The following is a 26,032-nucleotide window of genomic DNA, read 5'->3' as shown; positions in this document are numbered from 1 at the left end:
GCCGTACCCCTTTTCGAATCGACGCGCCGTGGACTCACTCGCCTCTCACAACGGATCCTCGCAACCGCGCAACTCCGGAACCTCGCCCTGGTTCGCGCTGCTGGGCAGCACGGCGGCCCAGCCGCCACTGCTGCACCAGCTGGACCTGCTGGTCGCAAGGCGCCAGCTGGAAGCGGGCAGCAATGTACTGGACCGACGACTCGCGGCAACCGAGCTGGTGGCGGTGGTCGAGGGCGGGGTCGGCCTGGGCCTGCTGTCGACCGAGGGCTTCCAGCTGGAGCGCAGCGTGCGGGCGCCGCAATGGCTGGACCTGTCGAGCGCCTGGCTGGGCGGCAGCTATGTCCAGGATGCGCGGGCGCTGGAGCGCAGCACGGTGATCTACATCCCGGTTGCCGCGCTGAGGCCGCTGATCCAGCGCGAGCCGACCCTGCAGCTGGCACTGATGCAGGCCCTGGCCCAGCAGGTCCACCGGCTGACGGCGGCCACGCAGGAGCTGATGCACAAGGGTGCCGAAAAGCGGTTGGCGGCCTGGCTGCTGCAGCACCGGCCCGCCGGTAGCAACGGCTCGGCCCTGCTTCAACTGACTGAGCGCAAGCGCGACATCGCGGCGCAGTTGGCGATTGCGCCGGAGACGCTGTCGCGGATGATGCGCGAACTCAAGCGCAAGGGCCTGATCGAGGTGCAGGGCTACCGGGTGCGCCTGCTCGATGTGGCCGGCCTGGAACGCGAAGCCATGCCCGGCTGAGCGATGGACTGATGGACTGTCAAATCCGACCGAATCGCCGGTCGATTCGCTTGCACTGGGCTGGCGAGGCTCTCTAGACTGGGCCGATCGCCATGCCCGATCCGGAGCCTTTCGAATGAGTCCATCTGCTGCCGCCGCCGAGAAGTTCTTCCACAAGAATGCCGCCCTGCCGGCGATGCCCGAGGTGGCCAGCCGGCTGCTCAAGAGCTTCGACGACGACAACATCAGCCTCGCTGCGATTGCCGAGCTGATAGGCAAGGATTCCACGCTGGCGGCCAAGGTGCTTCGGCTGGCCAATTCGGCGCGCTACAGCCCGGCCCATCAGATCGCCAGCCTGCAGGATGCGGCGGCCGCGCTGGGTATGGACACCTTGCGCAACCTGTCGCTAGGCGCCTGTCTGTCAGGTGCGTTTCCTGTCGTCAAGGGATTGGATCGCACCCGTTTCTGGCGCCACAGCATCAGCACGGCGGCCTATGCGCGCGTGCTTTCCAACGTGGTTCGCCTGGATGCCGACACCGCCTATCTGGCGGGCCTGATGCTGCGAACCGGCCAGCTGCTGATGGCCATGAGCGAGCCCGATCTGGTGGCCGACGTGGAGGCCCACGCACAAGAGCCGGGCAGCCGCTACTCGCTGGAGCAGCATCGTTTCGGTTGCACCCATGCCGACGTGACCGCCTCGCTGGCCAGCCATTGGCATTTTCCGGCGCCGCTGACCGAATCGTTCCGGCTCGCCAACAACCCGCTGGAGCTGCGCCCGTTCTCGCTGATGGCGGCCGTGCTGCACCTGGCCGAGGTGCTGGCCGATGCGGCGGAGCAGAAGATCAAGGCCTCCGAGGCCTTGCAGGTGGCGGTGCCCGAGCTGGTCGAGCACCTGCACCTCGACCTGGACTACCTCGAGGCGCGGCTCGCTGCGGCCGGCGACGTGGCCAGCGACGTCGATTCGATGCTGGCTTGAAGCTCGTCAGCCCGGCAGTGCTTCGAGCGCGGCCAGCCGCGCCTGGCCGACCGCCCGGCCGATGTCCGGGCCCTTGAGCCCACGTGCCAGGGCCTCGGCGCTGACCGCGCCCAGGTCCAGCGCCAGCAAGGTGACCAGGTCGCGTGACAGCAGGCGGCGCTGCGGATAGTCGCGCTGCTCCAGGCCGAGCCGGCCCCGCGCATCGCATTCGCAGGCCAGCAGCATTTCCTCGAAACGCTCGGGCCGGCGCAGCCCGTCGCAACGCTCGATCAGGCGCAGCCGTGCGGCCGGCGAGAAGCCCAGGCTCTGGTGCACATGGGTGTGCTCACGGGCGGTCAGCTCGGCCAGCTCGCTGCAGTCGCGTGGCACGCGCCAGCGTTCGCTGACCCGCCTGGCCAGCTTGGCGCTGCGGCCTTCATGGGCGATGTGGCGCGGCAGTTCTTCCTGCCGCGTCTCGCCCTTGCCCAGGTCATGGCAGAGGCTGGCGTAGCGCACCGTCAGCGGCGCGCCGACCAAAGCGCACTGGTCCAGCACCATCAGCGCGTGGATGCCGCAGTCGATCTCGGGATGGTGTTCGGCCGGCTGCGGCACGCCGAACAGCGCCTCCAGCTCGGGCAGCAGCCGCGCCAGCGCACCGCATTCGCGCAGCAGCTCGAACATGCGCGAAGGGCGGGCTTCCATCAGACCACGCGACAACTCCTGCCAGACGCGCTCCGGCACCAGGGCATCGACCTCGCCGGCCTCGACCATGGCCCGCATCAGCTGCAGGGTCTCGGGCGCGACCCTGAAGTCGTGAAAGCGTGCGCCGAAGCGGGCCAGCCGCAGGATGCGCACCGGGTCTTCGGCAAAGGCCTCGGACACATGGCGGAATACTCGCGCCTGCAGGTCCTGCTGGCCGCCGTACGGGTCGATCAGGCTGCCGTCGGCCGCCTGGGCCATCGCATTGATGGTCAGGTCGCGCCGCGCCAGGTCCTGCTCCAGCGTGACCTCGGGCGCGGCATGGAAGGCGAAGCCGTGATAGCCGGGCGCGGTCTTGCGCTCGGTGCGGGCCAGCGCATATTCCTCGTGCGTCTCAGGATGCAGGAAGACCGGGAAGTCCTTGCCCACCGGCAGATAGCCCTGGGCCAGCATTTCGTCCGGCCTGGCGCCGACGACCAGCCAATCCACGTCCGAGACGGGCCGCCCGAGCAGGCGGTCCCGCACCACGCCACCGACTTGATAGATCTGCATCAGCCCATTTTCGAATAGGTCCGGTAGGGTTCGTCTTCGGCCACCCAGACATGCTCGGCCAGCGCATCGGCCACCCAGGCTTTCACCGCGCTGGTCTGCTCCATGCGCTGCACATAGGCGCGGGCGGTCTCAGACAGCGGCAGCCCATAGCGCGTCACGCGCATCACCACCGGCGCGAAGAAGGCGTCGACCGCGCTGAATTCGCCGAACAGGTAGGGGCCGCCATGGGCCGCCAGCTGCTCGGTCCAGATCTGGTCGATGCGGGCCAGGTCGGCGGCGAAACCGGCGTCCTCGGCCATGAACTTCGGGCCCAGGTGCTGCAGCTCGGCCTCGACATTCATCGGGCAGAAGCTGCGCAATTTGTTGAAGCCCGAATGCATCTCGGCGCACAGGGCCCGGGCCTTGGCGCGCTGGCGTGCGTCGCGCGGCCAGACGGCTTTCTCGGGGTTCTGTTCGGCGATGTATTCGACGATGGCCAGCGAGTCCCAGACCGAGAAGCCGTCGGCCTCCACGGCCACCGGCACGCGGCCGGCCGGGCCCACGCCTTGCAGCGCGGTGTAGAAGGGCGAGCCGGGGCTGAAGTCGAACAGCACCTTGTGCTCTTCAAACGGGATGCCCAGTTCCTTGAGCAGCACCCAGGGCCGCATGGACCAGGACGAATAGTTCTTGTTGCCGATGATCAGTCGCATCGCTCAGCCCTCATTGAAAGAAGCGGCCATGCTAGTGGCAGCCGGGGCCGGCGGCGCTGAGTCATGCGCAACTCAGCGTTGCGCTTCGCTCAATGCCGCCGAGCTGGTTTCGCGCGGGCCTATGCTGCGGCCCAGGTGGTCGCGCAGCAGCGGCTTGGGCCGGCCCAGCAGCTGGGCGTAGATGGTGGTGTTGGACAGCACCTTCTTGACGTAGTCGCGGGTCTCGTTGAACGGAATGGTCTCGGCCCAGATCGCGGCATCGAGCGTCGGCCCGTCGCGCCAGCGGCGCGGCCGCGAGGGACCGGCGTTGTAGGCCGCGGCCGCCATGGGCAGCGAGCCCTCGAAGCTGTCCAGCACCATCTTCAGGTAATGCGTGCCCAGCAGCAGGTTGCGGTCGCGGTCGCTGAGGTCGCCCTTGCTGTAGGCGATGCCGTTCTTCTTGGCCAGCCACTGGGCCGTGGCCGGCATCACCTGCATCAGGCCCGAGGCGCCGACATGGGAGCGGGCATCGTGGACGAAGCGCGACTCCTGACGGATCAGGCCGTAGACCGCCGCCGGGTCCACGCCCACTTCGCCGGCCGTGGCCAGCACCTGGCTGCGCAGCGGCGTCGGGAAGCGCTGGGCCATGTCGATCTCGGTCTTGGTGCGTTCGCTGGCGCTGATGCAGCGGTCCCAGACCTCCTGCTCGCAGGCCAGCTGGGCGGCGGCCATCAGCTCGCGGTCGTTCAGGCCGCGCATCATGAAGTTCCATTCGCGCACGCCTTCGCTGCGCCATCCCAGGGCCAGCAGGGCCAGGGCGCGCTGCAGTCCCGGGTTGTTCGCGGCCTGCTCGCGCTCCAGCGCGCTCAGCGGCGTCGGGGCCGACGGCAGGCTGAGCGTGAGCCCCAGCTCGTCGGCCGCCAGCTTGCCGTAGAAGTGCAGCGGCGAGGCCAGCTGGCGCAGCTGCTCGCGGGCCTGACCGCGCTGGGCATCGCCGGGCGCGCCAATGGCGGCGGTGTTGAGCAGCGCATGGGCGCGCCAGTATTGCCAGGCCGTGTCGCGCGCCTCCTGCGGGCCCAGGCGGTCAATCGCCTGGATCAGCTCGGCATCGCGGCCGGTGCCGTAGACACGCAGCGCCGCGCGCGCGGCCCAGGCCAGCGTGTCCTCGCTCCATTCGATGCTGTCCTTGCCCTGCAGCCGGAGGGCGCGCTGGAAATAGCCCAGGGCCTCGGCCTGCTGCTTGAAGGCCGACTGCCGGCCCACCTGGGCCCAGACCCAGGCCGACAGCTCGTCCGGCAGGTTGCGCTCCCAGCGGCTGTTCATCAGCTCGGCGGCCTGGGCCGGGTCGCTTGAGGCGACGCGGATCAGGGCCAGGGCCGTGAGCTCCTGCTGGCCGCGCTGGGGCAGGGCCTGGCGGCGATTGAGGAACTTGCCGGCGCGGTCCTGCAGCTCTTCCAGTGACTTCAGCGTGGGCTTGCCGAGAAGGGCGCCGGCCTGCTTGATGGCGCGCAGCTTGTTGGCCTCCACCGCATAGCGCAGCTTCAGCCAGACATCGGACTGATGCAGCTTCCTGGCCTCGAACAGCGTGGTGGCGAGCAGGTTGCAGCCCTCGTCGCCATCCTTTTGCGCCAGCCAGGCGCTGCGGGCCGCGGCCTTGACATCCTTGCCGGCCAGGTTCTCGGTCAGCAGGGCATAGCAAGTGACCTCGCGGTCGTCATTCATCCTGAAGCGCGGATAGTCCAGCGCGAAGTTGCGCCAGTCGCGCCGGTGGCCCAGCTCCAGCAGCCAGTCGTTGCGCAGCCGGTCTTCCACATAGCTGCCGCGCCAGCGGGCGTAGAAGGCCTCGACCTCGGATAGGTTGACCTCCGAGAGGCGCAGGCCCAGCTCCCAGTAGTCGATCCAGGGGGCGAGCGGATATTGCTGCTGGCGCGCCTCGGCACTGATCAGGGCCAGCTGCTTGCGGTCGCGCTTGGCCAGGGCCTGCTTGGCACGCTCCAGCGGTTCGGGGCTGGGGGTGGCGGCTTGGGCCGGCGTAGCGACCAGTGCTCCATATACTGCCCAGGCCGCGAGCCAGCTGCGTCCTGCGGTTCTCAAACTCATCAACTTCATCTCTCTCGCCATGGCTGCCACAGTGCCACAAGCCGGACATCCCGTGCCGCATTCGCGGGCCGAATTGCGGCAACAGTTGCTGTCGCGCCGCAAAGAATGGCTGGCAACGCCTGCCGCCCATGCGGCCGCGCTGGCCCTGAGCCGCTCGCTGCACGAGGTGCTGGTGCAACTGGAGCCGACCTGCCTGGGCCTGTACTGGCCCTTGGACGGGGAATTTAACGCAGCCGATGCGCTGTTGCCCCACACGGAGGCCTTGGCCTGCCCGCTGGCCCTGCCATTCGCCTACAAGAATCCGCGCCGCATGGAGTTCAGGCTCTGGGATGGCCAGCCGCCAGAAGTGCAGGACGAGTGCGGCATAGGCTCAAGCAACGGCGCCGTGGTGCAGCCCGATGTGCTGCTGGTGCCCTGCGTCGGTTTCACCGAAGAGGGCTACCGGCTCGGCTACGGCGGTGGCTACTACGACCGCTACCTGGCGGCCCATCCCGGCCTCACCACGATTGGCCTGGCCTGGGACCTGGGCCGCTGCCATTTCCCGGCCGAGCCACATGACCAGGCCCTGACCCTGGTGCTGACCGAGACCGAGGTCGTCAGCCCCTGAGGCGCTGCATGGCTGCCCGGCATGCCTCGGCCTGCTCGGCTATCCAGGCCGCGAATTGCAGGACCTCGGGCCGTTCCCGCCCCTGGCTCGACAGCAGCAGCCAGTAGGCATAGGGGCTCTCGGTGCGCAGCTCGGGGCCGAAGGGTTCGACCAGCGCGCCTCGCTCCAGCAACTGCTGGCACATGGCCAAGCGGCCCAGGGCCAGAGCCTGGCCGGCCAGCGCCGTCTGCACCTGCTGGTGGGCATAGCTGAGGTAGAGCCAGCGGCGCGGCTGCAGTTGCGGCTGGCCTTGCGCGACCAGCCAGTTGCGCCAGCTCAGCGAGCCGTCATAGCGCCGCTCGTCGTCGTCCTCGACCAGGGTTTGGCGGCTCAGGTCGGCCAGGCGACGCAGGCCGGGGCCCTTGGCGAGCAGGGCCGGGCTGGCGACCGGGCTCAGCATTTCGTCGAACAGCCAGGTGGCGCCGGCGGTCGGCGTGGCCTTGCGCTGGTGGCGCAGGGCGAGGTCCAGCTCGCCTTCCTCCAGGTCCACCAGGGCGTCCTGGGCCGACACGCGGATGTCGATGTCTGGGTGGCGCTGCTGGAAGTCTTCCAGCCGCGGCAGCAGCCACAGCGAGGCAAACGAGGCGAAGGTCGAGACATGGACCACGCGGCGGCTGCGCGCCTGGCGGATCTGGCGCACGCTGCCGTCTATGCGCTTGAGCGCGGACACGGCGGCGCTCAGCAGCGAGGTGCCTTCCGGCGTCAGCTCCACATGACGGCTGCCGCGCCGCAGCAGCGGGGCGCCGACCTCGTCCTCCAGCGCCTGGACCTGGCGGCTGACGGCCGAGGCACTGAGGCTCAGCTCCTCGGCTGCGGCCCGAAAGCTGGACAGGCGCGCCACGGCCTCGAAGGCCCGCAAGGGGCCGACCGACAGCGGTCGTTGGCGGGGCGGTGCGCCGCGGGTCGTCATGCGTCTTTCTTCTTCCTGGCCTTGGGCTTCTTGGCCTGGGCCGCGCGCAGCGCAGCGTCCAGGGCCAGTCGCGCCCAGGGCTGCATCAGGGCCGGCGATTCCAGCGCCTCCTCGGGCGGGCGGAAGTACGACATCGAGACCACCTCGCCGGTGCCGGTCTTCTCGAAGCTGAACGGCAGGCACTGCTCGGCCTCGAAGCGCGGCCGGCTCAGCTCGTCGGCCTTCAGGAAGAGCTGGTCCTCGTCGACGATGGCGACGAAGAAGTCGTCCAGGTAGAGGCCATGGCCGCCGAACATGCGCCGGCTGCGCACCGGCCCCAGCGGCTGCAGCAGCTCGACGCAGTGGGCGATGAACTCGGGACTGTTCTTCATGGCGCCATCGTAGTCGGCCACAATGCTCGCCAGCCGACCGTCTGCCCCCGAGGAGTTGCCGACCGTGGACCTGAACGACCGCCCCGCGCTGCGCCACAAGCTGATCCAGGACCGCCTTGCGCTGCCGCACCGGCTGGAGCTGGCCGACGAACTGCAGCAGGTGCTGCGGGTCTGGCTGGTGCAGCGCCGCGAGACCACCATTGGTGCCTACTGGCCGATCAAGGGCGAGTTCGACCCGCTGCCGGCGCTGTTCCGCTGGAGCGAAGCCCACCCCGAGCGCCGCATAGGCCTGCCGGTGGTGGACCGGGAACACGGCACGCTGCGCTTCCACGTCTGGTATCCGGGCTGCCCGATGGAAGAGGATGCCTACGACATTCCCAAGCCCAAGGACACCGAGGTGTTCGAGCCCCAGCTGGTCATCGTGCCCTGCCTGGGCTTCGGCCCCTGCGGCCTGCGCCTGGGCTATGGCGGCGGCTTCATGGACCGCACGCTGGCCGAGCTGCAGCCGCGTCCGGCCACGGCCGGCATTGGCTATGCGCATGGCTTTCTGCCGCTGCTCAAGGCCGAGCCGCACGACGTGCCGCTGGATGCCATGCTGACGGAAGAGGGCGTGGTCTGGGATGTGAATGGCTAAGTGAGAATGCGGGCATGAACACCCTTCATGCCCACCACGTCGCCCAGCTGCAGCAGCGTGCCGAACAGGCGCTCGCCCGCACCGGTTTCGACGCCCTGGCCATTGCCTCAGGGATTGAGAAATTCGCCTTCCTGGACGACCGGCCCTATCTGTTCCAGCCCAATCCGCATTTCAAGCATTGGCTGCCGCTGACCCAGCATCCCAACAGCTGGCTGCTGGTGCGCCCGGGCCGCAAGCCCCTGCTGATCTACTACCAGCCGGACGACTACTGGCATCTGCCGCCCGAGGCGCCCAGCGGCTTCTGGGTGGACCCGTTCGACATCGTCGTGATCGCCGATCCGGCCGATGCCGCCGCCCATCTGCAGGGTCATGGCCGCCTGGCCGTGATCGGCGAGGCCGATGCCGCGCTGGAAGGCGTGCTGCCCAACAACCCCGAGGCCCTGCTGCATCTGCTGCACTACCCGCGCGCCTGCAAGAGCGAGTACGAGCTGGAGCAGATGCGCGCCGCCTCGCGCCGGGCGGTCAAGGGCCATGTGGCCGCGCAGCAGGCCTTCATGGAAGGCCGTTCCGAGCTGGACATCCACCGTGCCTACCTGGCCGCCACCGGCCACACGGACCGCGACCTGCCCTACACCAACATCGTGGGCCTGAACGAGCATTGCGCGGTGCTGCACTACCAGTACCAGGACCCCCAGGCCCCGGCCCAGTCGCGCAGCTTCCTGATCGATGCCGGTGCCCAGGTCAACGGCTATGCCAGCGACATCACCCGCACCTGGAGCCGCGGCGGCCACGAGGAATTCGAGGCCGTGCTGGCGGCGATGGAAGCGGCCCAGCTGGCCCTGGTCGATGAGGTGCGCGCCGGCACCGACTACCGCGAGATCCATCTCAGCACCCACCGCCGCATCGCCGCCATCCTGTCCTCGCAGGGCATCGTGAAGATGAGCGCCGAGGCCATCGTGGCCGAAGGCGTGTCCTCGACCTTCATGCCGCACGGCATTGGCCATCTGCTGGGCCTGCAGGTGCACGACATTGGCGGCTTCATGGCTGACGAGAGCGGCGCCGTCGCGCCCAAGCCCGAAGGCCACCGCTACCTGCGCCTGACCCGCGTGCTGGAGCCGGGCATGGTGGTGACGATTGAGCCGGGCCTGTACTTCATCCCCACGCTGCTGGACAAGCTTCGCGCCACGTCGGCCGGCGGCGCGGTGGACTGGGCCAAGGTGGAGCGCCTGCTGCCCTATGGCGGCGTGCGTATCGAAGACGACGTGGCCTGCCGCGCAAGCGGTGCGCCCGAAAACCTGACCCGAGATGCGTTCGCGGCGCTGGCTTGAGCTCGGGCTGCTGGTCGCGCTGGCCTTGGCGGGGCCGGCCGGTGCCGAGCCGCCGCAGCTGTCCAAGGTCGAGGTGCAGGGCGAATCCACCGCACCGCGCGAGCTCAAGACCTTGGCCACCTTGTACGAGGCCCGCGAGCTGTTCGAGAAGCACCATGCGCTGGCACCGCAGGCCGAGCTGAAGTTCAAGGTCTACGCCCGCACCCAGGCCGAGCATCAGCAGCGGATGAACCTGGCCCTGGTCACACGCCAGGGCCGGGTGCCGGTGCCGCTGGATGAAGAAGACAACTTCGTCATCGACCCGACCTGGAACCGCTATCCCGATGCCACCGAGCTCAAGAGCAAGCTGCTGGACGGCCGCGTGACCTGGCGGGCCGACATCCGCACGCCCGGCTGGCCGGACCACGAGCGGCGACTCGGCGACCTGCGGCTGCAGTGCCGCGTCGGCTTCGAAAGCGGCGTGGCGCGCGGCGGTGACCGGGGTTTCTTCGCGACCCTGGCCAAGGCCGTGTTCTCCAGCAAGGATGGCTGCGAGAACAGCTATTCCAGCAGCAGCAGCTTTGCCGACCGGCCGATCTTCTCGGTCACCCTGGTCGACGGCCCACGACGCATGACGCTCAGCAACGTGATGCTGCACGGACTGCGCGATGTCACAGGCGAGCAGTACGACTGGGGCTTCCTGCTGCGTGAGCGCATGTTTCGCCTGCCCATGGGCGACATGAGCTGGTCCAACGAGACGCGGGTGGTGATGGAGTTCGCAGAGGATCCTCAGCAGCCGGCCGATGCACAGCTGCTGGCCTCGGACCATGCGCTGGCTCAGGCCGCCCGAGAGCTCCGCGTCGGCGAGACCTTGGCCGAGTCGCTGCGCGAGAAGCTGGGCAAGGCCGACGAGAAGCATTTCGACAGCGGGCGCCGCCTGCTGCGGCACCTGAGCGTGAGAACCCTGTTGCCACCCGATCTGCCGCCCGAGGTGCTGGCGCAGCTGCCGGCGCAGGACCTCGGCAAGCTTTCGCCGGCGCAGCTGGCGGCCTTGCTGGCCAAGCTGCCGGCCTACAAGGCTGCCGCGGCATCGGCTGCCAAGGCGGCGTCGGGGGCAGCCCTGGGCCGCCCCGGGCTTGAAGTGGTCGAGCTGGTCACGCTCTTCGACGAGCAGGACCGCTTGATCAAGTACGCCTTGCGCCGGCTCTCGCCGACGCAGCGTTACCGTTAGGTCTGTGCCTTAGAAGCGCCATCCCAGGCCCACACCAAGCAGCACGGGGTCGACCTTGAAAGTGCCGACCTTCGTGCCCTTGGAGCTGACGTCGGTGTCGATCTTGACCTTCTTGAGGTCGATGTTCAGGTAGGTGCCCTTGCTGATCGCGATGTCGGCGCCGATCTGGGCCGAGAGGCCGAAGCTGCTGCGCTTGACGTTGGGACCCAGGGCCGTGACCACGGCGGGGGCGAACTTCACCGACGAGAAGTGGGTGTAGTTCAGGCCCAGGCCCACGTAGGGGCGGAACGTGGCTTCGGGAGCGAAGTGGTACTGCAGGCTCAGCGTCGGCGGCAGGTGCTTCAGCGAACCGATCTCGGCGCCGCCGGCATAGAGCCTGTGCTTCTGCGGCACGGTCAGAATCAGCTCGGCCGCCAGGTTGGGCGTCAGGAAGTAGCTGAAATCAACCTCGGGAATGGTCTTGTTGTTGATCGTGAGGCCGAGGCCGGTGCTGTCGCCGTTGGCCGAATCGATGTGGACCGCACGCACCCGCACCAGCAGCGGGCCTTCGGCGGCCGCGGTGGCGAAGCCGGACGCAGCGGTGAGCAGGGCGAGGGCGGCAATCTTCTTGTTCAACATGATGTCAATGACTCCTGGATCTGCGGGAACATTCCCGTCAGCAGTCATTGCATCGCTGCGCAAAGTGCCGGCCCTTGAGGTGACACAAGGGCCCTGGGCCACGTTTGCGTCCCGCGCAGGACGCTTGTGTCAGATCAAGCTTCTTGACCGAGGCCGAGGCGCCTGCACAACTCCAGCGTCAGCGCCGACTGGTTGAGCGTGTAGAAGTGGATGCCCGGCACGCCCTGGGCTATCAGGCGCTCGCACAGGCCGGCGATCACGTCCAGGCCGAAGGCGCGGATCGAGGCCACGTCGTCCATGTAGCCCTCCATCTTCAGCGCTACCCAGCGCGGAATGTCGATGCCGTCGCGGGCTGCGAACTGGGCGATGCGGGCGTAGTTGTGGAAGGGCATGATGCCCGGGACTATCGGCTGCGCAACTCCCAGCTTGCGCGCCTGCTCGACGAAGTGGAAGTAGGCGTCGGCATTGAAGAAGAACTGTGTGATCGCGCCGTCGGCACCGGCCTTCATCTTGTCGGCGAAGTGCTGCAGGTCCTTGGCGGCGTAGCGCTGCTGCGGGTGGTACTCGGGATAGGCCGCGACCTCCAGGGTCCAGTCCGCGCCTTGGGTCTCGCGGATGAAGCTGACCAGCTCGGAGGCATAGCGGAATTCACCGGCCGTGGCCGTGCCGCTGGGCAGGTCGCCGCGCAAGGCGACGATGCGGCGGATGTTCTGGGCCCGGTAGGTGGCCAGGATCTCGGCGATGCTTTCGCGGGTCGAGCCCACGCAGGACAAATGGGGCGCAGCCTCGTGGCCGGTGGCGGCGATGTCCGTCACCGTGGCCAGGGTCTTGTCGCGGGTCGAACCGCCGGCGCCGTAGGTGACGCTGAAATAGTGCGGGTTCAGCGCTCCCAGTTCCTGCACCACGGTCTTCAGCTTCTCGCTGCCCACCGGGGTGTTGGGCGGGAAGAACTCGAAACTCACTGCAGGGGTCGTCATGCTCGTCGGTCCTTGTCTTGTTCGTCTTGGCTTCAGGCTGCGGCCGAGGCCCACAGGAAGAATTCGCGGTTGCCGTCACCGCCGGTGATGCTGCTGTCGAACCAGCCCTGCCATTGCCAGCCCTGGGCCGCCACGGCCGCTCTAGCCTGCTGCTCCAGCTCGGCGTACTGGGCCTTGTCCTTGACCAGGCCGCCCTTGTTCAAGGCCTTGGGGCCGAGCTCGAACTGCGGCTTGATCAGCAGCAGCAGCTGGCCATCGGCCGCCAGCCAGGGCGCCAGCTGGGCCAGCGAGCCCAGCATGGAGATGAAGCTGAGGTCGCCGACGATCAGCCGGAAGCCGCCGGCCGGCTTGTGCGCTTGCAAGCCTGAGCTAGCCAGCTCGCGCACATGCAGGCCCTCAAGCAGAACGACCCGCGGGTCGTTCGCCAGAGAGGCATGCAGCTGGCCATGGCCCACGTCGACGCCGACGACTTTCTCTGCGCCGCCTTTCAGCAGGCAGTCCGTGAAGCCGCCGGTGCTCTGGCCCATGTCCAGCACCGTGAACCCTTGGACCTTGATGCCGGTGGTGGCCAGCGCACCTTCCAGCTTCAGCCCGCCGCGCGAGACATAGCGCAGCTCGGCGTCGTCCGTGACCCGCAGCTCCTCGTGCTCGGGCACGTCTTCGCCGGCCTTGCGCACCGGGCTGCCGGCCGCGCGCAGCACCGCGCCGCTCTCGATCAGCCGCTGGGCGGCCGAGCGAGAGGGAGCGAGCCCGCGGCTCAGCAGCAGCTGGTCGGCACGCATCCGTTCTCTCGATCAGTAGCGGTAGGTGTCGGGCTTGTACGGGCCGGCCTTGGGCACGCCGATGTAGGCCGCCTGCTCCTCGGTCAGCTCGGTGAGCTGCGCGTTGAGCGTGGTCAGCTGCAGGCGCGCCACCTTTTCGTCGAGGTGCTTGGGCAGCACGTAGACCTTGCCGATGTCGTAGGCGTCGCGGTGGGCGAACAGCTCGACCTGGGCGATGGTCTGGTTGGCGAACGAGGAGCTCATCACATAGCTCGGATGGCCCGTGCCGCAGCCCAGGTTCACCAGGCGGCCCTTGGCCAGCAGGATGATGCGCTTGCCGTCCGGGAAGATCACATGGTCGACCTGGGGCTTGATCTCTTCCCACTGGTACTGCTCGAGCGCCGCGACCTCGATCTCGTTGTCGAAGTGGCCGATGTTGCAGACGATGGCGTTGTTCTTCATCGCGGCCATGTGCTCATGGCGGATGACGTTCTTGTTGCCGGTGGTGGTGACGAAGATGTCGGCCTTGTCCTGGGCGAATTCCATGGTCACGACGCGATAGCCTTCCATCGCGGCCTGCAAGGCGCAGATCGGGTCGATCTCGGTGACCCAGACCTGCGCCGAGAGCGCGCGCAGCGCCTGGGCCGAGCCCTTGCCCACGTCGCCATAGCCGGCGACGACGGCGATCTTGCCGGCCACCATCACGTCGGTGGCGCGCTTGATGCCGTCCACCAGCGATTCGCGGCAGCCGTAGAGGTTGTCGAACTTGCTCTTGGTGACCGAGTCGTTGACGTTGATGGCGCGGAACAGCAGCGTGCCCTTGGCGGACATTTCCTTCAGGCGGTGCACGCCGGTCGTCGTCTCCTCGGTCACGCCGATGATCTCGGCGCTCTTGCGGGTGTACCAGGTCGGGTCGACGGCCAGCTTGGCCTTGATCGAGGCGAACAGGATGCGCTCTTCCTCGCTGCCCGGGTTGGCCAGCACCGACAGATCCTTCTCGGCCTTCTGGCCCAGGTGCATCAAGAGCGTGGCGTCGCCGCCATCGTCCAGGATCATGTTCGGGCCTTCGCCTGCGCTGCCGGCAGGGCCGAAGTCGAAGATGCGGTGGGTGTAGTCCCAGTAGTCTTCCAGCGTCTCGCCCTTGTAGGCGAACACCGGCGTGCCGGCGGCCACCAGGGCGGCGGCGGCATGGTCTTGCGTAGAGAAGATGTTGCACGAGGCCCAGCGCACCTCGGCGCCGATGGCCTGCAGCGTCTCGACCAGCACGGCCGTCTGGATGGTCATGTGCAGCGAGCCGGTGATGCGGGCGCCCTTGAGCGGCTGGGTGGCGGCGTATTCCTTGCGGATGGCCATCAGGGCCGGCATCTCGCTCTCGGCGATGGCGATCTCCTTGCGGCCCCAGTCGGCCAGCGAGAGATCCTTGATGACGTTGTCGGGGAGGTTGACGGGGGCGTTCATGCGGGGCTCCTTCAGAGAGACCAGCGTGGCCAGAGCATCCTTCACTCACCCACGCCGGATCGGTAGGTGAGCGCCGTTGCCAGGTCCCCGCACGGTCGCGGGGAGCGTCCCAAGCCTGGCCGGGATCCTGGGTCTCAGGTCCGGTTGCAGCGCCCCTTGGGTCAGGGCGCGATTATGCCGAACCTGGGCCGGTCCCAGGGCGCATTGGTGTGAAAATCCGCGCGCATCAAAAAAACAAGGGCGGCCGGTTGGGACGGCGACGCACCTGGGCCGTTCGGCCCGACCATCAATGATCAGAGGGAGTCATGCAGTTGAAGAAATACCAGGGGATGCGGGCAGGCGCCTGTGCAACGGCCATGGCGGCCGCAGTGTTGTTGGCGGCCTGTGGCGGCGGCGGTGGATCCGGAGGCGGTTCGACCACGCAGCCCACCCAACCGACGCAGCCCACCCAACCGACGCAGCCCACCCAACCCACCCAACCTACGAACCTGGTCTGCTCGGCCGGCACGCCTTCGGCCCAGGTGCTGATCGAAGGCCCGCTGGTCGGCAAGCAGGCCGCAGCGGCCATCGCCGGCTGCTCGGGTCCGATCAGCAATCTGCAGTGGACCCAGACCAGCGGCCCGGCGGTCAGCCTGCTGAGTGCCCAGACCCAGGTCATCCATTTCGAGCCGACGACGGCCGGCAGCTATGGCTTCCGCGTCAGCTATACCGACGTGGCCGGTGCGGCGCAGACGCGTGACGTGACCCTGGACATCACGGCACCGGCCACGCCGGCCAAGGCCATCGTCCGCAACCACCAGGCGGTGCGCATGGGCGGCAAGGCCTCGATCCGCGCCTGGTCCACGACGGGCGAGACGGTGCAGAGCGTGAGTTGGACCCAGCTCGACGGGCCGACGGTGAGCCTGGAGTCGGTCGACAGCTCGGCCCGCCAGTTCGTCGCTCCCACGGTGAGCCAGGACACGCTGCTGCGCTTCCGCGCCACGGTGCAGACCGCCAGCGGCAGCGACAGCCAGGACGTGATCGTGCTGGTCGAAAAGTACGACCAGGCGCCGGCGGCGAACAACAACTACGTCTGGTCGGACCGGCATGTCTCGCGTGTCCATGCCTATCGCTCGACCAGCGCCTACGCACCGGTGCTGGCTGACTGCGTCTACAACGCGGCGATTCGCACCTACGAGCTGTGCAGCGTGTCCCGCCTGCCGTTGTTGGGGCAGGAAACGAACGGCAATCTGCCGAGCATCGAGCAGGTGATGAATCGCGTGCTGGTGTCGCACGACTGGCAGGGCAAGAACTTCGAGAAGTTCCTGCAGGTCCATGATGCGCGCGGCGACTTCCGGCGCATGCTGATGAGCACCACGGCCGTGGTGATCGGCTCGCATGTCCGGCCGTCCTTCTACAACCCCTACACCGGGGCGATCTACCTGGATGCCGACAACATCTGGATCGAGGCCGGCGAGCGCGACACAATTGACGAGGCGCCGGACTACCGCGAGGCCTACAGCCAGGGCCTGGCCTTCCAGGACCTGTGGCGCTATGTGAAGTCCAACCAGTACTTCATGACCAACTACAGCGCGACGCGCCGTGCGACCCGCAGCATGGACGACCTGCTTGGCGACATGGGCTGGCTGCTCTATCACGAGCTCTCGCATGCGGGCGACTTCCTGCCTGTGGAAACCTTCGAGCTGCTGAACCAGCAGCCGGGCCAGACGATCGGTGCCTATGCGGTTGGCTATCGCTATGCCAACCGGCGCCTGGTTTCGGACCTGATGGACGGCGCCTATCCGCTCAAGAACCGCGACCTGGACGCCTTGGCCGACGTCAAGTTCGGCGGCACCGCGGCGTCGGCCGCGCAGAAGGCCGTCACGGCCGGCCAGGTCGGCGATTGGTTTGCCGCCGACCTGGCCACCGACATCTACGCCTACTACACCTTGCGCGAAGACATGGCGATGACGGTGGAAGAGTCGCTGATGAGCCTGCGTCTGGGTGTCTACCGCGACGTGGCCTTCGTGCCGCGTGATGCCAGTGGCAACCTGGTCCTCGGCGATGTCCGCTGGGGCCAGCGCGGGCGGATCGGCGAGTCCAGCCTGCGGCCTCGCCTGAAGCTGGTGGCGGCCAAGGTCGTGCCCTGGATGACGGCCGGCGACTTCGACACCCTGCCCGCACCCAAGCCCATGCGCGTGGGCGCCAGCTGGACCGACAACCTGGTGATCAATGGGCCGGTGCCGAGCGGCTCCGTGGTGCTGATCAAGCCGCAGGAGGCCGACTACCGGGCCGAGTACGAGGCGGCCGGCCGCCTGGCCCAATGGGCCCGCCGCGCCAAGGATCGCGAGGAGGGCCATCGCCAGGTTGAGCGCTGGCTAGGCAAGCGCTAAGAACCGCTTCATCGCTTCCAGCTCGCCCTGCACGGCGTCCTTGAACAGGGCGCCGGCAGGGCGTTTTTCAATGAAGCCCAGCTCGTGGCGCAGCCGGCCCTTGTCTAGGCGCAGATTGGCCCAGCCGATGATTTCCTCGCCCCACAGCAGGGGCAGGGCGTAGTGGCCCATGGTGCGCTTGTGGGCCGGCGTGTAGGCCTCGAAGCGGTACTCCCAGCCCCAGAAGCGCTCGAAGCGCCGGCGGTCCCAGACCACCGGATCGAACGGGGCCAGCAGGGTCACCTTGCCCTGCGGTGCCTGGTGCCGGCGCGAGCGCGGGTTCTCGTCCAGCGGCCAGTACCAGGTCTCGCCGTCGATCTGGGCATGGGCATAGCGGTCCTTGGCCGCCTTGCAGACGGCGCGGGTCTCGGCCTGCAGATGCGGTGCGCCGTAGCGCAGCAGCGTGGTCAGGTAGCCGAGGCTGGCCGCCGGTAGTGGCGCATAGAGCGCCACGACCTTGTCGAGCAAGGCCTCGGCGCACGCCTTGCGGGCGGCCGGGCTGTCGTCGGCCTCGGGATGGTTCACGGCTTCGTAGACACGCGTGCCGCTGTCGCGCCGCTTGACCCGCAACTTGCCGCGGTAGTGCAGGCCGTCCAGCAGCTGGGTGCTGATGTTGAGCTCGCCGCCCCAGTAGCCCGGCATGCGGCCATGGTGGGCGAACTCGTCCAGCACTTCGGTGGGATGGGTGGGGCCATGGCGGCGCACGAAATCGAGCAGCTCCTGCGCATGCTGCTCGCGCTGCGCGTCCCAGGGCTTGCGCGGCGTGCGCGGATGCATCAGCGCCAGGGTCTCGCGCGGCAGGAAGCCGTAGTTGACGAAGCAGTCTTCCTCGACAGCGAGGCGCGGGTAGCGCTGCTCCAGCTGGCCGGCCACATAGTCCTTGACCCTGAGCCTGAGGATCAGGTCCTGGGCCCGGGCCGGGGCCCGCATCGGGTCGGCCTGGACGAAGCCCAGCTTCTTGATGGCGGTGGGCAACGTGGTGGGTTTGAAAAGGGTGCGTGCCAATGCATAGCGGCGCAGCTCCTCGAGGGTCGGTGCCTTCATGGGCGGAGTCTCTCCAGTTGCCGGTCGTGCCAGCGCGCCAGCAGCCCTTGGGCCAGCAGCGCGCCCAGCCAGGCCAGGGCCATGTCCTTCTGCGTGTCCCAGGGGTCGCCTTGCGTGCCCAGGAATTCATCCGCCCCCTGGCCCAGGACCACGGCCGCGCCCCATTCGATCAGCTCGTAGATCGCGCTGATCGCCAGGCAGACGGCGGTGACCAGGCTGAAGGTCCAGGCGCCGGCCTGCAGCGGTGTCTTGCGCAGCAGCAGCTCGCGTGCCGCGATGGCCGGGATGAAGCCCTGGGCCAGGTGGCCGATGCCGTCATACGGATTGCGCGCAAGGCCGAACCCCTCCTGCATCCAGAAGCCCAGCGGCACGCGGGCGTAGCTGTAGTGCCCGCCCAGCATCAGGATGGCCGCGTGGACGAAGACCAGGGCCAGCAACAGCGGCGTGATTGGGAAGCGCTTGTGCGTGGCCAGCAGCAGCGGCCAGACGATCAGCACCGGCGCCACTTCCATCCACCAGGTGGCACGGTCATAGGCGCCGAAGTAGCTGAAAGTCAGCAGGGCGAGGCTGGCGGCGGCGGTGAGTTGCAGGGGGCGGCTGCTTGTCATGGCGGCCGATTGTGCAGAGGAAATGAAAAAGGGCCACCGAAGTGGCCCTTGCGATTGGCGATGCAGCCTTGTGGTCGCCGCTCACATCGCAAGCGATATGAGCGCCGCCCCAAGCCCCAGGGTTTGCTGGCGCAAACGCCGGGCCTTACAGCCCGGCCGCTACACGCAGCGCCTGGGCCTTGTCCGTACGCTCCCAAGAAAACTCAGGCTCCTCGCGGCCAAAGTGGCCGTAGGCCGCCGTCTTGGAGTAGATCGGGCGCAGCAGGTCCAGCATCTGGATGATGCCCTTGGGACGCAGGTCGAAATGCTCGTTCACCAGCTTGGCGATCTTGTCGTCGGGGATGACGCCCGTGCCTTCGGTGTAGACCGTGACGTTCATGGGGCGGGCCACGCCGATGGCGTAGGCGACCTGGATCTGGCACTGGCGGGCCAGGCCGGCGGCCACGATGTTCTTGGCCACGTAGCGGGCGGCGTAGGCGGCCGAGCGGTCGACCTTGGTCGGGTCCTTGCCCGAGAAGGCGCCACCGCCGTGCGGGCAGGCGCCGCCGTAGGTGTCGACGATGATCTTGCGGCCGGTCAGGCCGCAGTCGCCCTGCGGGCCGCCGATGACGAAGCGACCGGTCGGGTTGATCAGGTACTTGGTGTCGGGCGTCAGCCAGTCCTTGGGCAGCACCGGCTTGATCAGCTCCTCGCGGATCGCCTCGTAGAAGGCGTCGGTCATCTTGTCGCCCAGGCTCATCTCGGGCGAATGCTGGGTGGACAGCACCACGGTGTCGATGCTGTGCGGCTTGCCGTCCACATAGCGCATGGTCACCTGGCTCTTGGCGTCCGGACGCAGGAAGGGTAGGCGGCCGTCCTTGCGCAACTGGGCCTGGCGCTCGACGAGGCGGTGGGCGTAGTAGATAGGCGCGGGCATCAGCTCGGGCGTCTCGTCGCAGGCGTAGCCGAACATCAGGCCTTGGTCACCGGCGCCGGTGTTCAGATGGTCGTCGCTGGCGTGGTCCACGCCCTGGGCGATGTCGTTCGACTGCTTGTCGTAGGCCACCAGCACGGCGCAGCCCTTGTAGTCGATGCCGTATTCGGTGTTGTCGTAGCCGATGCGCTTGATCGTGTCGCGCGCCACCTGGATGTAGTCCACATGCGCATTGGTCGTGATCTCGCCCGCCAGCACCACGAGGCCAGTGTTGCACAGGGTCTCGGCGGCCACGCGCGAGCGCGGGTCCTGCTGGAAGATCGCATCGAGGATGGCGTCCGAGATCTGGTCGGCCACCTTGTCGGGGTGGCCTTCAGAGACAGATTCAGACGTGAAGAGGAAGTCGTTCGCCACTTTTACACTCCGGGTTCAGGGTCCATCGGCGTTGCCGGTGCTGGTGGAGCGGTGCGGCGAACGCTTTAGCGGCATTTATTGAGCTGCTTTGACACAGCCCGGCGGGAGTCTTGTTCCTCCCGCGTCGCCCCGCAAGTTGTCCATTTAACTCGGCGACGCGCGAATTATAGAAACATGTTTTTGCTGATGCGTTTGCTGTCCCGCCTGCCGCTGCGGCTTTTGCACGTGCTGGGCACTGGGGCGGGCTGGTTGACCTGGTTGCTGTCGCCCACCTACCGCCGCCGCTTCTCTGCCAACGTGGCCCAGGCCGGCCTGGCCCCGGCCCAGGGCCGGCCGGCCATTGCGGCGGCCGGCCGCATGATTGCCGAGACGGCCTGGCTGTGGCTGCGTCCACCGCAGCAGCCGCTCGGCAGCAAGCTGCAGTGGGATGGGGCGGAGCTGATCGACCAGGCCCTGGCCCAGAACAAGGGCCTGCTGCTGCTGACGCCGCACATGGGCTGTTTCGAGGTCTGCGCCCAGGCCTATGCCGAGCGATGGGGCGCGTCCAAGCCGATGACGGCGCTGTTCCGGCCGGCCCGCAAGCCCTGGATGCGCGAGTTCGTTGATGCCTCGCGGGCCCGGCCGGGTCTGCTGACCGCCCCGGCCAACCTGGCAGGCGTGCGCCAGATGATCCGCGCCCTGCGCTCGGGCCAGACCGTGGGGCTGCTGCCCGACCAGGTGCCGCCGGAGGGCCTGGGCGTCTGGGTGCCCTTCTTCGGCCGTGAGGCCTACACCATGACCCTGGCCGGCCGCCTGGTGCAGCAGACCGGCGCCGTGCCGGTGCTGCTTTGGGGTGACCGGCTCAGTGGCGGCCGTGGTTATGTGGTGCGGGTGCGACCCGCGCCACAGATTGCGTCCGATTCCACGCCAGAATCCGCTGCCCTGGCGATCAACAAGGCAATGGAACATTTGATCCTGCAGGCCCCGGGCCAATACCTCTGGGGCTACCACCGCTACAAGCAGCCGCGCGGGCTGGACATTGGCGCTGCCGCGAAAGCTGGCGAGGGTCAGAACGGATGATGGGTCGTTTCGCCGCCCGGCTGCTGATCGGCCTGCTGTGGCTGCTGCACTGGCTGCCATTGCCGCTGCTGGTGGTACTGGGCCGTGGCCTGGGCCGGCTGCTGTGGTGGCTGGCCGCCTCGCGCCGACGCATTGCGCTGCGCAATCTGGAGCTGTGCTTCCCCGAACTGGACGAGGCGGCACGCAGGGCGCTGGCGCGCGAGCATTTCGCCTTGATGGGCCGCAGCTTCCTGGAGCGCGGCCTGCTCTGGTTCGCCTCGGCCGAACGGCTGCAGCGCCTGATGCAGATCGAGGGCGACATAGCCCTGGCGGACCGTTGCGGGCAACCGGTGATGTGGCTGCTGCCGCATTTCGTCGGCCTGGAATGGGCGGCGCCGGGACTGCTGCTGAACCAGCGGACGCCGCCGGTGGATGTCTACCAGCGCCAGAGCAACCCGGTGTTCGACCGTCAGATGCTGGCCGGGCGCGGGCGCTTCGGCAATAGCGTCTTCGTGGACCGACACGACGGCATCCGTCCGGTGCTGCGCTTCATCAAGCAGGGCTATGGCTTCGTCAATGCGCCGGACATGGACTTCGGCGAGAAGGACTCGGCCTTCGTGCCCTTCTTCGGCGTGCCGGCCTGCACCCTGCTGGCCCCGGGCCGCATGGCAGCGAGCCAGGGCATGCTCGTGCAGCCGCTGGTGATCACCATGCTGCCGGGCGGCCGCGGCTTCAAGGTCGAGGCCTGCGCCCCCATCCCCGGCTACCCCAGCGGCGACCCGCTGGCGGACGCCCACACCCTGCATGCCTGGCTGGAGCAGCGCATCCGCGCCAACCCGGCGCAGTACCTGTGGGTGCACAAGCGCTTCAAGACCCGCCCGGCCGGCGAGCCGTCTCTCTACTGAGAGAATCGCAGCATGAATTTGCGCTTTACCAAGATGCACGGCGCGGGCAATGACTTCGTGGTCATTGACGCGACCCGGCAGCCCCTGACGCTGACCCCGGAGCAGATGCGCCGGCTCGGCGACCGCCGTTTCGGCGTCGGCTGCGACCAGATCCTGGTGGTGGAGCCGGGCCGCGAGCCGGGCGACGACTTCGCTTACCGCATCTTCAATGGCGCCAGCGGCGAAGAGGTGGAGCATTGCGGCAATGGCTCGCGCTGCTTCGTCCGCTATGCCGTCGACCACGGCCTGACCGACAAGCGCAGCATCCGCGTGCGCACCGTCAACGCGCTTTTGGAACTGCATCTGCGCGAGGACGGCCGGGTCACGGTGGACATGGGCGCCCCGGTCTTCGAATCCGAGCGCGTGCCCTTCGATCCGCGCGCCCTGACGCCTCGGCTGGAGAACGGCTTCGAGCAATGGCCGCTGGTCGATCTGGGCATCGAGGTGGCGGTGGTTTCCATGGGCAATCCCCATGCGGTGCAGCGCGTGGCCGACGTCGAGACGGCGCCGGTGCTGGAGCAGGGCCCGCGCATAGAAAACCACCCGCGCTTCCCGCGACGCGTTAACGCCGGCTTCCTGCAGGTGCTGGACCGCGGCCATGTGAAACTGCGCGTGTTCGAGCGCGGCGCCGGCGAGACCCTGGCCTGCGGCACGGGCGCCTGCGCCGCCGTGGTGGCCGGCATCCGCGCCGGCTGGCTGGACGAGCGCGTGGACGTGCAGGCCCGAGGTGGCCTGCTGACGATCGAATGGGCCGGCCTGAGTCAGGGCCTGCAAGCGCCGGTCCTGATGACCGGTCCGGCCGTGCAAGTGTTTGAAGGAGAGATCAGCCTGTGAGCAGCAGCAACCCCACCATCGAAGGCGTCACCGAGCACGACATCGCCAACTACCTGGCCAACAACCCGGCCTTCTTCGAGCGCCATGCCGAGCTGCTCGCCTCGGTGCAGCTGAGCCATCCGCACAGTGCGCGGGCCGTGTCGCTGCAGGAGCGCCAGGCCGAGATGCTGCGCGAGAAGATCAAGGGCCTGGAGCAGAAGCTGATCGAGATGATCCGCAACGGCCAGGAGAACGTGGCCATTGCCGACCGCCTGCACCGCTGGACCCGCGCCCTGATGCTGACCGCCGATGCGGCCAAGCTGCCCGGCGTGCTGCTGGAAGCGCTGCGCCACCAGTTCCTGATTCCGCTGGCCGGCCTGCGGCTGTGGGGCGCGCGGCCGGAGTTTGCTGAGGCCGATTTCGCCCAGGCGGTCAGCGCCGACGTGCGCAGCTTTGCCGAGAGCCTGAGCCACCCCTATTGCGGCATCAACTCCGGCTTCGAGGCCGCGCGCTGGCTGGGCGAGGGCAATACGGCGCTGTCGCTGGCCCTGATTCCGCTGAGCGTGCAGGGCCGCAGCTTCGGCCTGCTGGTGCTGGGTTCGCCCGATGCCACGCGCTACACGGCCGAGATGGGCACCGAGTTCCTGGCCCGCATTGGCGAGATCGCCAGCGCCGGCCTGGCTCGCCTGCTGCAACTGCAGGACGGCGATGGTGGCGCAACCGCAAGCACCGACGGCCCCGCTGCCTGAGCTGCTGCAGGCCTACCTGGGCTATTGCCAGGTCCAGCGCCGGCTGGCCGGCCGCACGCTGAGCATCTACGGCGAAGCGCTGCACAAGCTGCAGCGGCTGGCCGAGCGTGACCAGGTCGAACTGCTGCAACTGGGCACGGCCCAGGCCCGACGCTGGGTGGCCGAGCTGCATCGCGGCGGCCTCGCGCCGCGCAGCCTGGCGCTGATGCTCTCGAGCTGGCGCGGCCTCTACCGCTGGCTGGGCCAGGAGCAGAAGGTTGCCTTCAATCCGCTGGACGGCCTGCGTGCGCCCAAGGCCGGCAAGCCGCTGCCCAAGGCCTTGTCGGTCGACGATTCGGTGCAGCTGGCGGAGTTCAAGGCCGAGAGCGCCAGCCCGGCCGAGGAGGCCCGCGACCGGCTCATCGTCGAGCTGCTCTACGGCTGCGGCCTGCGGGTCGCCGAGCTGGTGGGCCTGGACCTGCACGCCGGTGCCGCGGCGGCCGGTTGGGTGGAACTGGGCAACGCCGAACTGCAGGTGCTGGGAAAGGGCAGCAAGCGTCGCTCGGTGCCGCTCGGCAAGGCGGCGCTGGAGGCGCTGGAGCAGTGGGTGCCGCTGCGCGCTGCCATCGCCCGGCCGGACGAGCCGGCCCTGCTGGTCGGCCCTCGCGGCGGCCGATTCCAGGCCGGCCAGGTACGGGCGCGCCTGAAGGCCAGGGCGCTGGCGGCAGGCATGCCGAGCCATGTCCATCCGCACATGCTGCGCCACTCGTTCGCCTCGCATCTCTTGCAGTCCAGCGGCGACCTGCGCGCGGTGCAGGAGCTGCTGGGCCACGCCAATATCTCGACCACCCAGGTCTACACCAAGCTGGACTTCCAGCATCTGGCCAAGGTCTACGACGCTGCCCATCCGCGGGCCAGGAAGAAGTAGGCCGGCGCAGCACCCTGGTATGGTGCGCACCCATGTTCCGAACTCGAATCCTGCCCGGCCTTGCCCTGGGCCTGGTGGCCAGCGCCTGGGCCGCCGATGACGCCATTCCGCCGACCCCGGGAGCACTGAAGGCGCAACCGGCGGCTTTCGAGGCCAACTGGACTTCGCTCAAGCTGCCCACCGGCGACCGCGTGACCCTGCTCGGCACCAGCTACCTGGTGGCCATGGACGAGGACTGGGGCGCCGGTCCCAGCCTCTACGGTGCGGCACGCGGCAAGATGGGCGGCCTGTTCACCATGGGCATGACGGCGCAGCGGCGCTGGCAGGTCGGCCAGGATGCCCACCTGGCCGTCAGTCTCTACGCCGGAGCCGGTGGTGGGGTCGGATCGAACGAGGTTCGCTTCGGCGGCGGTCTGATGCTGCGCCCGGAGGTCTCGCTGCGGACACGCTTCGGTTCCTGGTATGGCGGCGTGTCGGTCGCGCATACCCGCTTTCCCAGCGGCAATGTGCGAGGCACCTCGACCAGCCTGGTGCTGGGCACGGCCGATGGTTTCTTCAGTTTCGCGCCCACCGATTCGGGCTACCGGGCCAGTCCGCATCGGCGCACCGGCCTGGGCATAGACGAGGTGCTGCCCACCTTTGGCAGCTATCGCCCGCGGCACAGCAGCGTGGGTCGTGATGGCAGCCCCACCCGGGCGACGGTCGGCAAGGCCGGCGCCTCGCTGCGCCAATACCTGGACGAAGGTTCCTGGTGGGGCGTCGAGGCTGCCGGGGCCAGTACCGGCGGCAACGATGGCTACATGGAGGTGCTGGCCGCCCTGGGCCGTGACTGGCCCTTTTCTGCGGACCGCTCCGTGCGCCTGGGTTGGCATGGCGCGGCCGGCCTCGGCGGTGGTGGCAACCTGGACACCGGCAACGGCTGGGTGGTCAAGGCCGGTCCCACCTTGCGCTGGACCAGCCCCTGGGGCCCCTCGCTGCATCTGGAGGCGGGCCTGATGGGCGCGCCCAGCGGCACGTTCAAGGGCAGCTATTCGCGCCTGGCCATTGGTCTGCCGCTGGACAGCAAGGCGCGTGGCGACCAGATGTTCAGCCCCAGCAGCGGCACGGTGCGCTCGCAGGCCCTGTTCTTCAACTACGAGCATCTGGGCGGCGTGCGCTTCCGCGATGGCCGCCGCCAGGGCCTCGGCCTGCTGCAGGTGGCGATCACGCAGGACCTAGCTTCCAACCTGTATGCCACGGTGCGCGCCGGCAGCGCGGCCTGGGGTTCGGCGGGCGGCTATTCGATGGGCCTGATGGGCGCCGGTGTGCAGAGCAATCCGCTGGCGGGTGGCAAGCTCAATGTGGGTGCCGGCCTGATGATCGGCGCCTCTGGCGGCGGCGGCGTCGCGGTCAGCGGCGGGGCGGTCGCGCAGAGCGAGGCCTGGGCGCAATGGCGCTTCGGCGAGCAGGATCGGCTGCGCCTGCGTGCCGGCCTGACCCAGTGGCGCAGCCTGCGCGGCCAGACCCAGTCGGCCACCGGCTTCGACATCGCCCTGGGCTATGCCTTCGGCACGGTGAGCCGCTGAGCCGGACCGAAGGAC

25 protein-coding genes and 1 riboswitch are annotated in these 26,032 nt (G+C 68.5%); of the genes, 13 read left to right on the top strand and 12 right to left on the bottom strand.

The genetic code is table 11. The features are described from left to right. The first annotated feature begins 28 nt into the window (after positions 1-28). Together QT382_RS11580 and QT382_RS11575 are read left to right on the top strand one after the other, a co-directional pair. Complete coding sequence (locus QT382_RS11580) at positions 29-745, top strand: Crp/Fnr family transcriptional regulator (protein ID WP_289254189.1); 717 nt, start codon at positions 29-31, stop codon at positions 743-745. A gap of 115 nt (positions 746-860) precedes the next feature. Next, positions 861-1,700 carry an HDOD domain-containing protein gene (locus QT382_RS11575; RefSeq protein WP_289254188.1) on the top strand — a complete coding sequence of 280 codons (840 nt, stop codon included), beginning with the start codon at positions 861-863 and terminating at the stop codon, positions 1,698-1,700. 6 nt (positions 1,701-1,706) lie between these two features. On the opposite strand, the gene QT382_RS11570 is transcribed toward QT382_RS11575, so the two are convergent. The 3 genes from QT382_RS11570 to QT382_RS11560 form a co-directional block, all read right to left on the bottom strand. Continuing rightward, positions 1,707-2,930: a multifunctional CCA addition/repair protein gene (locus QT382_RS11570; RefSeq protein WP_289254187.1), complete on the bottom strand. Its 1,224-nt coding sequence runs from the start codon at positions 2,928-2,930 to the stop codon at positions 1,707-1,709. Further along, positions 2,930-3,619, bottom strand: coding sequence for a glutathione S-transferase family protein (locus QT382_RS11565; RefSeq protein ID WP_289254186.1), 690 nt, complete (start codon positions 3,617-3,619; stop codon positions 2,930-2,932). Before QT382_RS11565 ends, QT382_RS11570 begins: the two co-directional genes overlap by 1 nt. Before the next feature lie 72 nt (positions 3,620-3,691). Then, positions 3,692-5,698, bottom strand: a complete 2,007-nt coding sequence (locus QT382_RS11560; protein WP_289254185.1) for a lytic transglycosylase domain-containing protein — start codon at positions 5,696-5,698, stop codon at positions 3,692-3,694. A gap of 19 nt (positions 5,699-5,717) precedes the next feature. Here QT382_RS11560 and QT382_RS11555 point away from each other — a divergent pair, with 19 nt between their 5' ends. Continuing rightward, a complete protein-coding gene (locus tag QT382_RS11555; RefSeq protein ID WP_289254184.1) occupies positions 5,718-6,305 on the top strand; it encodes a 5-formyltetrahydrofolate cyclo-ligase in 588 nt (195 codons plus the stop codon). Here the strand turns inward: QT382_RS11555 and QT382_RS11550 are convergent. Together QT382_RS11550 and QT382_RS11545 are read right to left on the bottom strand one after the other, a co-directional pair. Further along, a complete protein-coding gene (locus tag QT382_RS11550; RefSeq protein ID WP_289254183.1) occupies positions 6,295-7,254 on the bottom strand; it encodes a LysR substrate-binding domain-containing protein in 960 nt (319 codons plus the stop codon). The two genes, QT382_RS11555 and QT382_RS11550, sit on opposite strands and share 11 nt — an antisense overlap. After that, positions 7,251-7,625 carry a TfoX/Sxy family protein gene (locus tag QT382_RS11545; protein WP_289254182.1) on the bottom strand — a complete coding sequence of 125 codons (375 nt, stop codon included), beginning with the start codon at positions 7,623-7,625 and terminating at the stop codon, positions 7,251-7,253. The genes QT382_RS11550 and QT382_RS11545 overlap by 4 nt, the downstream gene beginning before the upstream one ends. Positions 7,626-7,647: 22 nt before the next feature. On the opposite strand from QT382_RS11545, the gene QT382_RS11540 reads away from it, so the two are divergent. The 3 genes from QT382_RS11540 to QT382_RS11530 are packed head-to-tail and all read left to right on the top strand — an operon-like array spanning position 7,648 to position 10,797. Further along, positions 7,648-8,259 carry a 5-formyltetrahydrofolate cyclo-ligase gene (locus QT382_RS11540; RefSeq protein ID WP_289254181.1) on the top strand — a complete coding sequence of 204 codons (612 nt, stop codon included), beginning with the start codon at positions 7,648-7,650 and terminating at the stop codon, positions 8,257-8,259. A 14-nt stretch (positions 8,260-8,273) separates the two neighbouring features. Further along, complete coding sequence (gene pepQ, locus QT382_RS11535) at positions 8,274-9,587, top strand: Xaa-Pro dipeptidase (protein ID WP_289254180.1); 1,314 nt, start codon at positions 8,274-8,276, stop codon at positions 9,585-9,587. Next, a complete protein-coding gene (locus QT382_RS11530; protein WP_289254179.1) occupies positions 9,565-10,797 on the top strand; it encodes a hypothetical protein in 1,233 nt (410 codons plus the stop codon). Before pepQ ends, QT382_RS11530 begins: the two co-directional genes overlap by 23 nt. Positions 10,798-10,806: 9 nt before the next feature. Here the strand turns inward: QT382_RS11530 and QT382_RS11525 are convergent, their stop codons facing one another. The 4 genes from QT382_RS11525 to ahcY form a co-directional block, all read right to left on the bottom strand. Then, a complete protein-coding gene (locus tag QT382_RS11525; protein ID WP_289254178.1) occupies positions 10,807-11,415 on the bottom strand; it encodes an OmpW/AlkL family protein in 609 nt (202 codons plus the stop codon). Between the two features lie 134 nt (positions 11,416-11,549). Continuing rightward, on the bottom strand, positions 11,550-12,392 hold the full coding sequence (metF, locus tag QT382_RS11520) for a methylenetetrahydrofolate reductase [NAD(P)H] (RefSeq protein ID WP_289254177.1): 843 nt from the start codon (positions 12,390-12,392) through the stop codon (positions 11,550-11,552). A 32-nt stretch (positions 12,393-12,424) separates the two neighbouring features. Next, entirely contained in the window at positions 12,425-13,174 is a 750-nt protein-coding gene (locus tag QT382_RS11515) for a TlyA family RNA methyltransferase (protein ID WP_289254176.1), read from the bottom strand. A gap of 12 nt (positions 13,175-13,186) precedes the next feature. Beyond that, positions 13,187-14,611 (bottom strand): adenosylhomocysteinase, encoded by a 1,425-nt coding sequence (gene ahcY / locus QT382_RS11510; RefSeq protein WP_289254175.1) that lies wholly within the window; start codon positions 14,609-14,611, stop codon positions 13,187-13,189. 61 nt (positions 14,612-14,672) lie between these two features. Further along, a riboswitch (S-adenosyl-L-homocysteine riboswitch) is annotated at positions 14,673-14,775 on the bottom strand. A 141-nt stretch (positions 14,776-14,916) separates the two neighbouring features. On the opposite strand from ahcY, the gene QT382_RS11505 reads away from it, so the two are divergent. Continuing rightward, the gene (locus tag QT382_RS11505; RefSeq protein WP_289254174.1) at positions 14,917-16,983 is read left to right on the top strand and encodes a PKD domain-containing protein; all 2,067 of its coding nucleotides are present in this window, start codon (positions 14,917-14,919) and stop codon (positions 16,981-16,983) included. Here the strand turns inward: QT382_RS11505 and QT382_RS11500 are convergent. From QT382_RS11500 to metK, 3 genes are all read right to left on the bottom strand, one after another. Next, a complete protein-coding gene (locus QT382_RS11500) occupies positions 16,969-18,066 on the bottom strand; it encodes a DNA glycosylase AlkZ-like family protein (protein WP_289254173.1) in 1,098 nt (365 codons plus the stop codon). The genes QT382_RS11505 and QT382_RS11500 overlap by 15 nt on opposite strands. Next, complete coding sequence (locus QT382_RS11495) at positions 18,063-18,674, bottom strand: DUF2238 domain-containing protein (RefSeq protein ID WP_289254172.1); 612 nt, start codon at positions 18,672-18,674, stop codon at positions 18,063-18,065. The genes QT382_RS11500 and QT382_RS11495 overlap by 4 nt, the downstream gene beginning before the upstream one ends. A gap of 145 nt (positions 18,675-18,819) precedes the next feature. Beyond that, on the bottom strand, positions 18,820-20,001 hold the full coding sequence (metK, locus tag QT382_RS11490) for a methionine adenosyltransferase (RefSeq protein WP_289254171.1): 1,182 nt from the start codon (positions 19,999-20,001) through the stop codon (positions 18,820-18,822). Positions 20,002-20,175: 174 nt separating this feature from the next. Here metK and QT382_RS11485 point away from each other — a divergent pair, with 174 nt between their 5' ends. Genes QT382_RS11485 through QT382_RS11460 form a run of 6 tightly spaced genes read left to right on the top strand, consistent with a single transcriptional unit; the run spans position 20,176 to position 26,017 of the window. Continuing rightward, positions 20,176-21,060 (top strand): lysophospholipid acyltransferase family protein, encoded by an 885-nt coding sequence (locus tag QT382_RS11485; protein WP_289254170.1) that lies wholly within the window; start codon positions 20,176-20,178, stop codon positions 21,058-21,060. Then, positions 21,060-21,944 carry an LpxL/LpxP family acyltransferase gene (locus QT382_RS11480; RefSeq protein WP_289254169.1) on the top strand — a complete coding sequence of 295 codons (885 nt, stop codon included), beginning with the start codon at positions 21,060-21,062 and terminating at the stop codon, positions 21,942-21,944. The genes QT382_RS11485 and QT382_RS11480 overlap by 1 nt, the downstream gene beginning before the upstream one ends. A 12-nt stretch (positions 21,945-21,956) precedes the next feature. After that, on the top strand, positions 21,957-22,817 hold the full coding sequence (gene dapF, locus QT382_RS11475; RefSeq protein WP_289254168.1) for a diaminopimelate epimerase: 861 nt from the start codon (positions 21,957-21,959) through the stop codon (positions 22,815-22,817). Continuing rightward, the gene (locus tag QT382_RS11470) at positions 22,814-23,545 is read left to right on the top strand and encodes a DUF484 family protein (RefSeq protein WP_289254167.1); all 732 of its coding nucleotides are present in this window, start codon (positions 22,814-22,816) and stop codon (positions 23,543-23,545) included. The genes dapF and QT382_RS11470 overlap by 4 nt, the downstream gene beginning before the upstream one ends. After that, the gene (locus tag QT382_RS11465; RefSeq protein ID WP_289254166.1) at positions 23,508-24,452 is read left to right on the top strand and encodes a tyrosine recombinase XerC; all 945 of its coding nucleotides are present in this window, start codon (positions 23,508-23,510) and stop codon (positions 24,450-24,452) included. Before QT382_RS11470 ends, QT382_RS11465 begins: the two co-directional genes overlap by 38 nt. Before the next feature lie 32 nt (positions 24,453-24,484). After that, positions 24,485-26,017 (top strand): hypothetical protein, encoded by a 1,533-nt coding sequence (locus tag QT382_RS11460; RefSeq protein ID WP_289254165.1) that lies wholly within the window; start codon positions 24,485-24,487, stop codon positions 26,015-26,017. Positions 26,018-26,032 lie beyond the last annotated feature (15 nt).

Origin of the sequence: Pelomonas sp. SE-A7, assembly GCF_030345705.1 — a bacterium.
GTDB lineage: Bacteria > Pseudomonadota > Gammaproteobacteria > Burkholderiales > Burkholderiaceae_C > JAUASW01.
This window is presented reverse-complemented; position numbering and strand designations above follow the sequence as displayed.

Bases quoted from the DNA above. Each gene is read 5' to 3' on its own strand.
- QT382_RS11480 (WP_289254169.1), top strand. From the start codon at position 21,060: ATGGGTCGTTTCGCCGCCCGGCTGCTGATCGGCCTGCTGTGGCTGCTG.
- QT382_RS11500 (WP_289254173.1), bottom strand. From the start codon at position 18,066: ATGAAGGCACCGACCCTCGAGGAGCTGCGCCGCTATGCATTGGCACGC.
- QT382_RS11495 (WP_289254172.1), bottom strand. From the start codon at position 18,674: ATGACAAGCAGCCGCCCCCTGCAACTCACCGCCGCCGCCAGCCTCGCC.
- pepQ (WP_289254180.1), top strand. From the start codon at position 8,274: ATGAACACCCTTCATGCCCACCACGTCGCCCAGCTGCAGCAGCGTGCC.
- QT382_RS11525 (WP_289254178.1), bottom strand. From the start codon at position 11,415: ATGTTGAACAAGAAGATTGCCGCCCTCGCCCTGCTCACCGCTGCGTCC.
- ahcY (WP_289254175.1), bottom strand. From the start codon at position 14,611: ATGAACGCCCCCGTCAACCTCCCCGACAACGTCATCAAGGATCTCTCG.
- QT382_RS11550 (WP_289254183.1), bottom strand. From the start codon at position 7,254: ATGACGACCCGCGGCGCACCGCCCCGCCAACGACCGCTGTCGGTCGGC.
- QT382_RS11565 (WP_289254186.1), bottom strand. From the start codon at position 3,619: ATGCGACTGATCATCGGCAACAAGAACTATTCGTCCTGGTCCATGCGG.
- QT382_RS11545 (WP_289254182.1), bottom strand. From the start codon at position 7,625: ATGAAGAACAGTCCCGAGTTCATCGCCCACTGCGTCGAGCTGCTGCAG.
- dapF (WP_289254168.1), top strand. From the start codon at position 21,957: ATGAATTTGCGCTTTACCAAGATGCACGGCGCGGGCAATGACTTCGTG.
- QT382_RS11540 (WP_289254181.1), top strand. From the start codon at position 7,648: ATGCTCGCCAGCCGACCGTCTGCCCCCGAGGAGTTGCCGACCGTGGAC.
- metF (WP_289254177.1), bottom strand. From the start codon at position 12,392: ATGACGACCCCTGCAGTGAGTTTCGAGTTCTTCCCGCCCAACACCCCG.
- QT382_RS11570 (WP_289254187.1), bottom strand. From the start codon at position 2,930: ATGCAGATCTATCAAGTCGGTGGCGTGGTGCGGGACCGCCTGCTCGGG.
- QT382_RS11485 (WP_289254170.1), top strand. From the start codon at position 20,176: ATGTTTTTGCTGATGCGTTTGCTGTCCCGCCTGCCGCTGCGGCTTTTG.
- QT382_RS11460 (WP_289254165.1), top strand. From the start codon at position 24,485: ATGTTCCGAACTCGAATCCTGCCCGGCCTTGCCCTGGGCCTGGTGGCC.
- QT382_RS11575 (WP_289254188.1), top strand. From the start codon at position 861: ATGAGTCCATCTGCTGCCGCCGCCGAGAAGTTCTTCCACAAGAATGCC.
- QT382_RS11555 (WP_289254184.1), top strand. From the start codon at position 5,718: ATGGCTGCCACAGTGCCACAAGCCGGACATCCCGTGCCGCATTCGCGG.
- QT382_RS11505 (WP_289254174.1), top strand. From the start codon at position 14,917: ATGCAGTTGAAGAAATACCAGGGGATGCGGGCAGGCGCCTGTGCAACG.
- QT382_RS11515 (WP_289254176.1), bottom strand. From the start codon at position 13,174: ATGCGTGCCGACCAGCTGCTGCTGAGCCGCGGGCTCGCTCCCTCTCGC.
- QT382_RS11530 (WP_289254179.1), top strand. From the start codon at position 9,565: ATGCGTTCGCGGCGCTGGCTTGAGCTCGGGCTGCTGGTCGCGCTGGCC.
- QT382_RS11560 (WP_289254185.1), bottom strand. From the start codon at position 5,698: ATGAGTTTGAGAACCGCAGGACGCAGCTGGCTCGCGGCCTGGGCAGTA.